Genomic DNA, 13,415 nt, shown 5'->3' with positions numbered 1-13,415 from the left:
AACATCCTGTTGGCCCGAAGCCATGCCCCACGGAAAGCGTCCGCATGAAGCTAAAATCAACTTTGTTCGGATTTTATACTAGATTTTTTATTATGAAATTGACTCAGTTATCAAGTAAATAATCAAAAATTGTTTAGAGGTGAAATGTTTGAATTTACTATGGGGTATTTTTGGTATTTTTGTTGTGTTAGGAATTGCATTTCTTTTTTCTAATGGAAAAAAGACAATTAATTACAGAACAATTATTGGCGGATTAGCTATTCAATTAACATTTGCTTTTATCGTATTGAAATGGGAAACTGGCCGAGTTTCGTTAAAAAAATTCTCGGAATTAGTTCAAAATGTTATTAATTATGCAGGGGAAGGAATCGCTTTCGTCTTTGGACCTGCTGCAGATATAGAAAATTTTGGTTTTGTATTTGCATTTCAAGTATTGACCATTATTATTTTCTTTTCTTCGTTAATCTCCGTATTGTATTATCTCAGAATTATGCAATGGTTTATTAAAATTATTGGCGGAGCGTTGTCTAAGTTACTCGGGACAAGCCAAGCGGAATCCATTTCTGCAGCTACATCTTTGTCGGCCAAACTGAAGCTCCACTTGTAATACGCCCGTTCTTGGCAAACATGACGAAGTCCGAACTTTTTGCAGTGATGACTGGGGGACTTGCTTCAGTTGCGGGATCTGTACTAGCAGGTTACGCTCTCCTTGGTGTACCGCTAGAATATCTTCTTGCAGCAAGCTTTATGGCTGCTCCAGCAGGATTAGTGATGGCGAAAATCATCATTCCGGAAACAGAGCAATCAGAAATAACTGAATTTGTGTTAGAGAAAGACGATGAATCTGTAAATGTCATTGACGCCGCTGCCCGCGGTGCTGCCGATGGTTTAAAACTTGCATTGAACGTTGGTGCAATGTTATTAGCTTTTATTGCATTAATTGCAATGCTAAATGGAATTTTAGGCGGAATTGGCGGAATGTTTGGTTTTGAATCTTTAACTATTCAAGGGATTTTAGGCATTTTATTCGCACCAATCGCATTTGCAATTGGAGTGCCATGGTCTGAAGCAGTTACAGCAGGTAGCTTCATTGGTCAAAAGCTTGTTCTAAACGAGTTTGTTGCTTATGCAGCATTTGCTCCAGAAATTCCTCAACTATCATCTAAAACGGTTCTAGTTGTCAGTTTTGCCCTATGTGGATTTGCCAACTTAAGTTCATTGGCGATTCTACTAGGAGGATTGGGTGCACTTGCTCCGAATCGTCGTCCGGATATTGCAAGGCTGGGTATCCGTGCAGTAATCGCTGGGATGTTAGCTTCACTATTAAGTGCTGCAATTGCAGGGATGTTTATGTAACGAATGTCAGTAGAGAATAACCTATAAGTGTCTGATTTTATCATTTTTTGACGAATAGCATGGTTAGCATCTGATACTGTATCTTCGGCAGCCAGATTCATTAAAATTAGGCACTATCCTACCAGTAACCATATCAAAAATACCTGCACTCTTCGCGTCGGATATATACCCGCCGTTTTCAACTGATACTCATGTCATTTATACTTCCTTAAAACTACATCTCACCGTTAATTTGTTTAATAAACATGAATCAAATATGTAAAACTACACACTATATGCGAAGGAAATTAATGCACATTATATTTTAATAAGTTGAAGAAATCATAATATCTTAAGAGGTGAAGAACATGTACAAACTACTCTCTCATAGTGATTTAGATGGAGTTGGTTGTGGAATTTTAGCGAAACTCGCTTTTGGTAATCAAGTTAAGGTGAGATACAATTCCATAGCAGGTCTTAATCGTGAAGTTGAATGGTTTTTAGAGAATGAAAAAAAGGATATATTTCTTTTGATAACAGATTTATCGGTAAATGAAGCAAATGAAAAAAAACTTGAATCGTTTTATCAAGCTGATGGAAAGGTGCAGTTAATTGATCATCATAAAACAGCTTTGCATTTTAACAATTACGATTGGGGTCATGTAGTTGTTGTTGATGAAGAAGGGAAGTTAACTTCAGCGACTTCATTATTATATGAATATTTAATTGTTAATCAATTAATTGAGCCTTCAGAATCCATTTCAGAGTTTGTAGAGCTAGTTAGACAGTACGATACTTGGGAATGGGAGAAAAATAATAATTTTCAAGCACAACGCTTAAATGCTCTCTTTTTCTTAGTATCAATTGAAGAATTTGAAGAGAAAATGATAGAACGACTTAAGGTTAATGAACATTTTTTCTTTGATGAGTTTGAAAAAAGAATACTTGATATGGAAGATAATAAGATCGAGCGCTATATTCGCCGTAAAAGGCGCGAGCTTGTTCAGGCTAAAGTAGATAATCATGTAGCGGGTATCGTCTATGCTGAATCCTATCACTCGGAGCTTGGAAATGAGCTGGGAAAAGATTATCCGCATCTTGATTATATTGCTATTTTAAACATAGGTGGTAAGCGATTAGGATTTCGAACAATTCACGACCATGTTGATGTATCTGAAGTGGCTGGTCATTATGGTGGTGGCGGACATGAAAAAGCATCAGGTTGTTTACTAACTGATGAAGCATATAAGCAGTTTGTGGTGGATACGTTTCATATGGACCCAATTCGTGAAGATGCACAAAGAAATCGCTTTAACTTGAAACGCTCCACATTTGGGTCACTTTATAAAAATCGCACAGGCGATACTTTTTTTCTTTATTCAGTCAGCGAAAATAATTGGATTTTACAACAGAATGGATTGAAAATCGAACAATCTTTTACAACTTTTGATGAAGGAGAAAATTTTTTAAAAAGAAATTTTTCAGTCTGGCTAGTAAGAGACGATGCTTTTGTTAGTTTCTTGATGGAAGAAGTAAATAAGACAAAAAACCAAGTTTAACAATTGAAAATAGTCTAGCTGTAGTATCTTTTTCTTTGTAAAAACATACACCAGAAGTCCTTACTAATGGGTAGGAACCTACAACCTCATAACCAAGAGTGGAAAGGGAGGAGTGAAGTGATAAACCATCACTTCACTCGTCATTTTTAAGGAAGAAGAGAAAGGATAATTTTTATCTCAATGGGATCTGAAAGACTACATATTCGTCTTTCATACTTCAAGAGCCTGTATTTACTAGATGGTACTATGCACTTATCTTTAACATTAAAATTCGTTTAAACTTAACTATCACGGGTATGCTTTTAACGTAAAGACTTATGAGGAGGTTGAAGAATTATGACATTTAGTAATGAACTTAAATCCTTGAAAGACTATCACAGTGGCGAACGAGGGGTATTGAGTGTTTATTTAAATACTAATCCTGGTGATCCCGATCAGTTGAATGGTGCATGGGAAATTCACTTGAAAAATGGATTTAAAGATTTGGACAAGTTCTTATCAGCTCCCGAAAAAGAAAATGAATTAAAATTATTTAAAGTGGTTAAGAAAAAAGTAATGCAAGAAATTGAAGAAAATAAGGATAAATTACGAAAAGGGGTTGTCATTTTCGCATCAGAAAACCCTCCACTATGGTCTGTGAACTATGTACAAGTACCAGTAAAACCAAGTTTCCATTGGGAAGATCATCCGATCACTGAAGAGTTAGAATACATGTATAAAGCTTATCCGGAAGCAGCAATTGTCTTGCCAAGCTTCGGGGAGGTACGCATATTGGATACGGCCATGGGAATGGTTAAAGATGAATTGACCTACAGATTCGATCCAAACCTTGAAGTTTGGGGTGAATACAACCACATGGAGCCGGATGGTAAACATGCAATTGGGAGTAGTAAAGTAGACTTTATAGAGCCACGTCTTAGAGAAAACTTGTTAAGGTTTTATAAAGGTATGGGAATAACATTAGAAAAATTAAAGAAAAAGCGTGGTTGGAGAGAGGTTCACGTAGTTGGTGAAACTGAATTGGCAATTGCTTTTGCTGAAACATTGCAAGAAAAACCGGCAAGTTTAATCTATAAAAACCTCAATAACAGCAAACCATACGATATCATTCATCAAGTCTTTGAAAAATAAAAGGTATTCAGTAAATGCCGATTTCTACAGAAATATGTAGAAATCGGCATTTTAATTTTGGTTGTAATGAATCTGTTTAATAACACAAAACCCATATACTTCTATTGTATAGGAACATTAATTCCTATATAATAATGATAATTATCAAAAATATACAGATAATTAAAAATTAAAAATAGGGGGCTTACCATTGAAAAGTGTAAAAAAATTATTGTTATTTGCAATTATTTTATTTGGTGTCAGTTTTGCTTTAATTGGTTGTGGAGCTGATTCTGCGACGGACGAGAATGGTAACAAAATATATACGGTAGCAACAGATGCTACTTATGCACCAATGGAGTACATGGATAAAGATGGAAATATTGTTGGTCTTGATATCGAAATAGTAAAAGCAATTGCAGAGGAAATGGATATCACAGTAGAATTCAAAAATTATGGTTGGGATCCTTTATTCGCAGCAGTCGATAATGACGAAGTTGATTTTGCCGTTTCATCCATTACAATTACAGATGAAAGAAAAGAATCATATGGTTTTACAGATCCTTACTTCGCAGCAAATCAATTGATTCTTGTTCCAGAAGACTCTACAGTAACGAAGTTTGATGACTTAAAAGACAAAAAAGTGGCTGTCCAAATTAATACTACAGGGCATATTGTAACTAGAGGTCTATTAGGTGATACAAGTGCCGATATTGTAGCAGCTGAAACGCTTCCATTTGCAATAGGAGAAATGATTAATGGGAATGCTGATGCTGCAATAGGTGACAATGTTGTTATTATTGAGTATCAGAAAAACAACCCAAATGTGAAATTAAAAACAGTCGATGACCCAGCGTTTGAAAAAGAGTTTTACGGCCTAATGGTTAAAAAAGGTAATACTGAACTACTTGAGTTATTAAACGAAGGAATTGCAAAACTCAAAGCAAATGGGAAATTAAAAGAAATTACCGGAATTGATGTAGAATAACAATTCGTTATTTGATTTGATAAACATCTGGTTTATTGGGAGTGTTTGACATGGATTTCCCCGAAATAAGATTTGACATGATTTGGAATTATAGAGAACTGTTTATTAGAGGTTTATGGGTTACCCTAGCTCTTACATTTGTTGGATATCTAGGGGGTATAGTGTTAGGATTATTCGTCGGCATGGGTAAGCTTTCAAAGAAAAAATTAATTTATTACCCTTGTAAATTATTTGTTGATTTCTTCCGAGGAACTCCTTTACTTGTTCAAATTTTACTTATACATTTAGCCATCATACCAGCTATATTTGGTCACTCTTTAGGTTATTTTGTATCAGGTTCTATTGCACTTATTTTAAATAGTGCTGCCTATAACGCAGAAATAATTAGAGCTGGTATCCAGTCTATTGAAAAAGGGCAAATGGAGGCAGCAAGATCACTTGGGATGACTAATAATATGTCGATGAGATATATTATTTTGCCTCAAGCCTTGCGTCGAATGATTCCACCACTTGGCAACGAATTAATTGCACTGCTAAAAGATTCATCTTTAGTGACAGTTATAGCAGCAAACGATTTATTATATGCAGGAAAAGTAGTTGCCGGTGCCTATGCACGCTTTTGGGAACCATATATTACGATTGCGATTCTGTACTTATTCTTAACGTATATCTTCGGGAAAATTATTACGTATGTAGAAAATCGCTTTAGTAATAGTTTTGTTCCTAAAAAGAAAAAAGGTATGTTCTCAATTCGGCGTTAGCGGTTAGGAAGGTGTACACATGATAAAAATTCAAGGATTGCATAAATCGTTTGGTGAATTAGAAGTATTAAAAGGCATTGATTATGAAGTAAAAGAAAAAGAAATTATTTGTGTAATAGGTCCAAGTGGTTCTGGCAAAAGTACATTTTTAAGGTGTATCAATATGTTAGAAGAGGTTACAGCAGGAGACGTTTTTATCGACGGTGTAAAAGTGAATGATCCGCAAACGGACATTAATGCTATACGAACTGAAGTAGGAATGGTCTTCCAACAGTTTAATCTCTTTCCACATATGCGTGTGTTAGAAAACATTACAATTGCACCAATTAAAATCAAAAAAATGAAACCTGCGGATGCTAAGAAATTAGCTCATGAATTACTTAAAAAAGTAGGACTTGCTGACAAAGCAAATGTTTATCCTGAACAATTATCTGGTGGACAAATGCAGCGTGTAGCAATAGCACGGGCATTAGCAATGCAGCCTAGAATAATGCTGTTCGATGAGCCTACTTCTGCACTTGATCCAGAGATGGTGAACGAAGTGTTGGATGTTATGAAACAACTTGCCTATGAAGGCATGACCATGGTTGTCGTAACTCACGAAATGGGATTTGCTAAAGAAATGGGCGACCGAGTATTGTTCATGGATCAAGGACTACTCGTTGAAGAAGGAACTCCTGAGCAAATATTTGATAATCCTCAACACGAAAGAACAAAAGCATTTTTGAGTAAAGTCTTATAGTATTTCTAAGGTAATACTAATGATTTGAAATTCTGTTGTAGTCATACTGTATCTTGTCCAGTTTTCCGGGGCATTATGGGACGTAAAATACAATAGAAACACAAGAAGAAAGGGACTGTCTAATAAGTTCCTGCAAAACAGGGGCAGTCTAATTAGTCCCTAAAATAAAACAGGTGAAGGAAAACGACTCGTTTTTCTTCACCTGTTTTTATGTCTTTACTTAAAAGTAGGTGAGTAATTTCCGTTGTAATAGATTTTCGTTACAGGCGCGACTCCAGAGGAAAAAGCGTGTTCGGTGAGACCCCGCAGGAGCAAAATGGTACGAAGGCTAAGAACGCCACAACGCTAGGCAAAGCCTTCGTGACCAACATCCTGTTGGCCTGAGGAGACTCACTGACCGCCCGCGGAAAGCGTCCGCTTGTAACGGAAATCGACAGCGTCATTTTTATATGAAAAGAGGGCTGTCCTTAGAAGTCATTATAAATAACTTCTAAATACAGCCCCATCGTTAGCAGGAAGACTACTAGAAAACAATCTCAAAGAAATCTTGCAAAACGCTTTTCTAAGTAGTTTTGTAGAACAGTCATTATAGAACATACCGCCCAATAAATCAGTGCAACTAAAATTAAAAGCGTTAACAAATCAAATTCGCGGGCTCCTACAGTTCGTGCTTTTTGAAACATTTCTGGCACTGTTATCATGGCGGCAAGGGATGAAGCCTTAATTAAATCCATTAACACATTTGAAAGTGGTGGGATAGCAATCCTCACTGATTGAGGTAAAATGATTCTTTTCATTGATTGCCAATACGTAAGTCCAAGTGATTTTGAAGATTCCCATTGACCCAAATCCACAGAAGACAAGGAAGCACGCAGAATTTCAGCCATATAAGCAGCACTGTTCAAACTAAAACCAATTAAAGCAGCTTGAGTTGCTGAAAACTCAATTCCGATAACTGGAAATCCGAAATATAACAAAAAGAGAATGACTAGAATAGGAACGCCACGCATAAATGAGATATACAACCTGGCTGGCCATTGTAAAAGAGCAAAACTTGATGTCCGTGCAAGAGCAAGGAAAAAACCGATGATTAACCCTATTACCATACTAAGAAGAGCAATTAAGAGTGTATAACCAATGCCACTAAGAACATAAGGAAGAGAATCAAGAGCTAGTTTCGGATCAAATAGTAGTCCCCATTCAATTTCATTCATTTCAATTCACCCAAGTTCTTTTACTCAATATCAGCTTCGTAAGAAACGTCAGCATTAAAGAATTGAGTAGATAGTTTAGTAATCGTTCCATCTTCTAGCATTTCTTCGATGACACGATTCACGTTTTCCTCAAGCTCTTTATTTTCTGTATTCATTACAAACCCAACCTTAGATGGACTGTATTTAATATCAGGGTGAATCGTAATATTTAAGTCAGGAAATGCATTAACTCCTAATGATGAAAGATAGAAGTCATTTAAAATGACATCCGTACGTCCGATAGATACATCACGCAAATATATTTCGTTTGAAGCATTATCATAGGTAACTTCTTCCGCACCATGTTCACGTGCGATTTGCATATAGATAGAGGTAGAAGCACCTGCAGCTTTTTTACCTTTCACATCTTCTAATGTTTTGATCCCAGATAAATCATCCTTGCGAACGACTGCAATCCCATATGAATGTTTAAAAGGTGTAGAAAAAATGAAATTTTCTGCGCGATCTTCTGTGATTTCGATATCATTTGCGGCAATGTCAACTTGACCTGTTTGAACACTTGTCAGCATTTCATCGAAGCCCATCTCTTTAAATTCTATTTCAAGGTCTAGACGTTTCGCAACTTCACGTACAACTTCTACTTCAAATCCTGTTAGCTCGTTGGATGTTGTATCATGGTAAGAAGTAGCTAGTAGCGTGCCCGACGTTGCAACAGTCAGTGAGCCCTCTTCCTGAATTTCATCCCAAGCAGTAGTAGATTTCTCTGTATCACTTGAGTCATTACTGCTATTTTCGTTGCTGCATGCAGCTAATAATAATATAGAAATAATACCAGTGATGAATAGAACTCGTTGTTTATTTGTAAAAATATTCATTAAACTTCCTCCTTTAAATAGTATTCGCATAAAAACATACCACTTAACTATGGATAAGAGCAACCATTTAATTTTCTAAAATTCCTAGGATACAGTAATTCTAAATGTTGAGATGGTTTCAAACATGATATGATAAGTATAGTTTGAATAAAGGAGTTTAAGATTTTATGCAATCATTCGATGACAAAATAGAACAACTATTAAATGAAAGTTCTAAAGCTTATACATTATTTCAACAGGCAAATGATGTTGAACGTACAAACAAAACCTTACTATTTTCACAAAAATTAATGAATCGCGAATTTACCATTGGATTTGCTGGGCACTTTTCAGCTGGAAAATCCACGATGATTAATGCCTTAACTGGTGAACAGTTACTCCCGTCAAGTCCCATTCCAACAAGTGCAAATATTGTTAAAATACATAAGTCTTCAGAAGATTTTGCTGTTGTATACATGCAAAATCAACAACCAGTTAAATTTACTGGGGATTTTGATTTTGAAATGGTAAAAGAATTTTGTAAAGACGGAGAAGCTGTTTCTCAAATTGAGATAGGACATGAATCTTCGGTATTACCAGAAGGTATTACAGTAATGGATACCCCGGGTGTAGATTCTACTGATGATGCTCACCGAATGTCTACAGAATCTTCCCTTCACTTAGCAGATATTGTCTTTTATATGATGGATTACAACCATGTGCAATCTGAGTTAAACTTTGACTTCACAAAACAACTAATGAAATACAATGAAAATGTTTATTTAATCGTTAACCAAATTGATAAACATCGAGAAAACGAACTAACATTTGAGAATTTTAAAGACTCGGTCTATTCTTCATTTAAAGCATGGGGTGTTATTCCCAAAGGGATCTTTTTTACCTCTTTAAAAGATACCAATCACGTTTATAACGATTTTGAGGATGTTCAAAAAATCGTTGTGTACAGCATGAAGAATTGGCAACAACAGTTAGTAGAATCGTCTGTAAACACTTTAAAAAAATTACACGATGAACACACTCAATATTTATTGGATGAAATAGAAGAGTGTAGGCAAACATTCTCAAATGTGTTATCTAAAGAAGAGTGGGCAGCAAAAGAAGAAGTACGTAAAACAGCTGAAGTTTTTCAAAAGCAGTCTTCATTGCTAACGTCTAAAGCTTGGATAGAAACATTTGAACACGATCGTAAAATTCTACTGGATAACGCGAATATTATGCCGTATGAATTACGAGAAAAGTTAAAATTATATTTAGAAACAAAACAAGCAGATTTTAAGGTTGGTTTATTCTTTAGTGTGAAGAAAACAGAAGTAGAGAGAAATAATCGCGGAGTGATAGTTGAACAAGAATATCATGTTGTTATTCAGTCACAAATTGCTGGTCACATGCGCTCATTAATGAAACAGTCGCTAAAAAATGTTGGACTATTGACTGATGAACACTCATTGACCATTGACCAAATAGAATTTCATCCTTCCTTACAATTAATTGATAATCAAATTCTTAAAGGGTCTCTTGTTACTGCTGATGCAGTATTAAATTTTGCAAATCGTGTTGCAGATGCTACTAAAAAATGGTTTATTCAACAAACAGAAGAATGGAAAAAACAACAAGCACAAGCTATCGAAGATTTACCCGAAGATGAATCTGGTTTAGCTGACTCTAAATCGATTGCCTATCAAGAGAAGGTTTTAGCGATAGATACACTTGAACAATTATACAAACAACTTGAAGATTTCACCCGAAAATGGTCAAACCCACCAAATGACTTGCAGAAAGATTCTTTTGAATTAGTGAAAAAGTGGGAATCTGATCATCTTTTAGCAGAGCAGCTAATGATTCCATTTAATCCATCTATGATTCATAAGAATGAGCATGTAGATAGTACAGTGGAAGAAAAAGAGGAAGTTCAACAAACAGAAGTCGTGGAGTTAAGCAAAACCCTTTTACGTGCGAGATATATAGCAGAACAAATTGAACATATTCAAGGCTTTTCAGAGGTTTCTCGTTATTTGCAAACAAAATCACAGCGGTTGGAAAAGCAAGATTTTACAATTGCATTATTTGGGGCATTTAGTGCAGGGAAATCATCATTTTCAAATGCATTACTTGGTGCAAATGTATTACCAGTTTCACCAAACCCAACTACTGCAGCGATTAACCGTATTAAGCCCGTAACCGAACATCAACAACATGAGACTGCCGAGGTTCAATTGAAAACGCATGATCAACTCTTTGCAGATGTTGCATCGTCATTCCAAGCCATTGGCCTATCTGTAGCTTCTTTAGAAGAGGCATTTATAAAATCTTCAAAAATAGAAGATTTCCCTTTGCAAAGCGATGGTTTACAAGTACACAAAGCATTTATCTATGCTTTTAAAGAAGGCTATTCAATTTTCAAACAACAGTTAGGTTCTACTCTACGGGTGGATCGCAATGAGTTTAAAGAATTTGTAGCTCAAGAAAATAAAAGCTGTTTTGTTGATACGATTGATTTCTTTTATGATTGTCCAATAACGAGAATGGGCGTGACGCTGGTCGATACGCCTGGTGCGGATTCGATTAATGCTCGTCATACGGGTGTGGCATTTGATTATATTCGGAATGCTGATGCCATTCTTTTTATTACTTATTATAATCATGCTTTTGCACGAGCAGACCGTGAATTTTTAATACAACTTGGTCGCGTAAAAGACTCTTTTGAATTAGATAAGATGTTTTTTATTGTAAATGCGATTGACTTAGCTGATAACCAACAAGAAGCTGAAGATGTAAAGAATTATGTAATGACTGAATTACAACATTTTGGTATTCGTTTTCCACGCGTTTATGGCGTTTCTAGTTTACAAGCCTTACAAGAAAAAGAAGAATCGATTAACTTGAATTCTGGTCTAGATGTTTTTGAAGAAGCGTTTGAACACTTTTTATCTGAAGATTTAAAGGCAATGGCAATTATATCTTTAGCTGAAGAAACGGACAAGACTGTGAAACGTTTAGATTCTTTAATTAACCAAACGGAAACAAACTTACTACGAAAAGAAGATCGCTTACAAGAACTAAGTCAGTTGGAACAAACTATTCGTCAACGGTTTTCAAGTTCAGCAGCAGGTGTTATTGAAAAAAATGCTTACCAAGAATTAGACGAGCTTTTATATTATGTTTTACAACGAGTGTATTATAGATATCCAGAGTTTTATAAAGAATCATATAATCCATCCTTATTTGCCAATAGTAATGCTACTGACGCCCTTATTTTTGCCTTGAAAGAAACACTTGGCATGTTAAGTTTCGATTTCGAACAAGAAATGCGAGTAACGAATTTCCGTTTAAATCAGTGGATAAAGCATGCTTTGCAACAGCGTCAAAAAGACGATATGCTGGAATTAAAAGAGGCAAATAATAGTTTTTCTTTTGTACCGTATGAAATGGAAGATGCGAAGTTGCTTGACTTTGAAGGGCCATTTTCTGATATAGCACCTTACACACATGTAAAATCCTATTATAAAAATAATAAATCATTCTTTGAAAAAAATGATAAAGAAAAACTTCGAGATGCTTTGCAAGCAGCAACTAGACCAGAAGCGCAAAACTACTTGTCAGAGCAAAATACTCGCTTGCGTGAATGGGTTTCGTATGTTGTTGATTTAGAATCAGAAGGATTAAGACAACATTTACTACACGAGTCTCTACTTCAAATTAATTCTGAACGAATCGCCATGAAGGAAAGTTCCCACTTGGAAGAGTGGAAAACTGTATACGCAAAACTATCTATAGGGGGAGTGACGTAATGGGAGATGTATGGAAATCAGCAAGTGAGTTAAAAGATTCATCTATACGATGGATAGATACTCGTTTTTCACTGCAAGATGTAGACGCTGGAAGAGCAATGTACAACCAGGGACACATTTCAGGCTCTATTTATTTGGATCTTGCAACAGATCTATCTGATATGAATAAAACAAATGGACGTCATCCGCTTCCTGAGAAAGAAACCATTAAAAACCTATTTGAAACTCATGGGTTAAATTATGAAGATCATAGTGCTATTTATGATCAAGGCGGTATGCCATTTGCCCCTCGTGCTTATTGGTTATTAAGTTATGCTGGATTTCCACATGTTACTTTGGTTCGTGAGGGATATGATGCATTAGTTGACATGGGGTGGGAGGTATCAACTGATACACCCAGCTATGAAAAGACATCTCTAACACTTGAGTGGAATGAAGATATTGTTTCAACTCGTCAACAAGTAAAAGATGTTTCTACAAGTGAAGAGGGTGTTCTATTAGATGCTCGTTCAGCAGAGAGATATGCTGGCATTAACGAATCGATTGATTCCGTTGCTGGTCATATACCGACTGCGAGAAATTTGGACTGGGAATTGTTAAAGCAAGATGGACAGTATCAAGGCGTATTGGACATTTTACCAGCTTTAGAAGCAGTAGTTAGTAAAGATGAAGAAATTACCGTTTATTGTGGTAGTGGTGTAACAGCAGCACCATTATATGCGATGTTAAAAGAAGCTGGTTACCCAAGAGTTAAGTTATATGTAGGTAGTTACAGTGATTGGATTACAAAGTACCCGGTCGAAAAAAGTTAAGAAAAACCGGGTAAGGCGCCCCGTCCTTTAAAAAAGGGTACCATAGAAACCCGTTTATTTCCGATACGGTGGACGCTTTTCGCGGGCATAGCTTCAGTCTCCTCGGGCCAACAGGATGTTGGTCACGAAGGCTTTGCCACACGACGTGGCGTTCTTAGCCTTCGTTCCATTGTGCTCCTGCGGTTACTCGTCGCAAAGATACTGGCTTTTGGCCAGCATCTTTCCTGCGGG

General features: G+C 36.1%; 9 protein-coding genes and 1 pseudogene. 8 read left to right on the top strand and 2 right to left on the bottom strand.

Going from position 1 to position 13,415, the window contains the following annotated elements; all coding sequences use genetic code 11:
- Nucleotides 1–148 precede the first annotated feature (148 nt).
- From B371_RS21410 to B371_RS0106515, 6 genes and pseudogenes are all read left to right on the top strand, one after another.
- Nucleotides 149–1,356 (top strand): annotated as a pseudogene (locus B371_RS21410) (NupC/NupG family nucleoside CNT transporter).
- Between the two features lie 347 nt (nt 1,357–1,703).
- Entirely contained in the window at nt 1,704–2,894 is a 1,191-nt protein-coding gene (locus tag B371_RS0106535; RefSeq protein ID WP_019413504.1) for a DHH family phosphoesterase, read from the top strand.
- Nucleotides 2,895–3,230: 336 nt separating this feature from the next.
- Nucleotides 3,231–4,025 carry a VLRF1 family aeRF1-type release factor gene (locus B371_RS0106530; RefSeq protein ID WP_019413503.1) on the top strand — a complete coding sequence of 265 codons (795 nt, stop codon included), beginning with the start codon at nt 3,231–3,233 and terminating at the stop codon, nt 4,023–4,025.
- Between the two features lie 190 nt (nt 4,026–4,215).
- Nucleotides 4,216–4,992 (top strand): basic amino acid ABC transporter substrate-binding protein, encoded by a 777-nt coding sequence (locus tag B371_RS0106525; RefSeq protein WP_019413502.1) that lies wholly within the window; start codon nt 4,216–4,218, stop codon nt 4,990–4,992.
- 50 nt (nt 4,993–5,042) lie between these two features.
- Entirely contained in the window at nt 5,043–5,753 is a 711-nt protein-coding gene (locus B371_RS0106520) for an amino acid ABC transporter permease (RefSeq protein ID WP_019413501.1), read from the top strand.
- Nucleotides 5,754–5,772: 19 nt separating this feature from the next.
- On the top strand, nt 5,773–6,495 hold the full coding sequence (locus B371_RS0106515; RefSeq protein ID WP_019413500.1) for an amino acid ABC transporter ATP-binding protein: 723 nt from the start codon (nt 5,773–5,775) through the stop codon (nt 6,493–6,495).
- Between the two features lie 536 nt (nt 6,496–7,031).
- On the opposite strand, the gene B371_RS0106510 is transcribed toward B371_RS0106515, so the two are convergent.
- Together B371_RS0106510 and B371_RS0106505 are read right to left on the bottom strand one after the other, a co-directional pair.
- Nucleotides 7,032–7,709: an amino acid ABC transporter permease gene (locus tag B371_RS0106510; RefSeq protein WP_019413498.1), complete on the bottom strand. Its 678-nt coding sequence runs from the start codon at nt 7,707–7,709 to the stop codon at nt 7,032–7,034.
- Between the two features lie 20 nt (nt 7,710–7,729).
- A complete protein-coding gene (locus B371_RS0106505; RefSeq protein WP_019413497.1) occupies nt 7,730–8,584 on the bottom strand; it encodes a transporter substrate-binding domain-containing protein in 855 nt (284 codons plus the stop codon).
- 167 nt (nt 8,585–8,751) lie between these two features.
- On the opposite strand from B371_RS0106505, the gene B371_RS0106500 reads away from it, so the two are divergent.
- The gene (locus tag B371_RS0106500) at nt 8,752–12,372 is read left to right on the top strand and encodes a dynamin family protein (protein ID WP_019413496.1); all 3,621 of its coding nucleotides are present in this window, start codon (nt 8,752–8,754) and stop codon (nt 12,370–12,372) included.
- Nucleotides 12,372–13,184 (top strand): sulfurtransferase, encoded by an 813-nt coding sequence (locus tag B371_RS0106495; protein WP_019413495.1) that lies wholly within the window; start codon nt 12,372–12,374, stop codon nt 13,182–13,184. The genes B371_RS0106500 and B371_RS0106495 overlap by 1 nt, the downstream gene beginning before the upstream one ends.
- Nucleotides 13,185–13,415: the final 231 nt, after the last annotated feature.

This window comes from Paenisporosarcina sp. TG20, from assembly GCF_000286315.1.
Lineage (GTDB): Bacteria > Bacillota > Bacilli > Bacillales_A > Planococcaceae > Paenisporosarcina.
The sequence above is the reverse complement of the archived record's forward strand: the minus strand, read 5'-3'. Positions and strand labels throughout refer to the sequence as shown.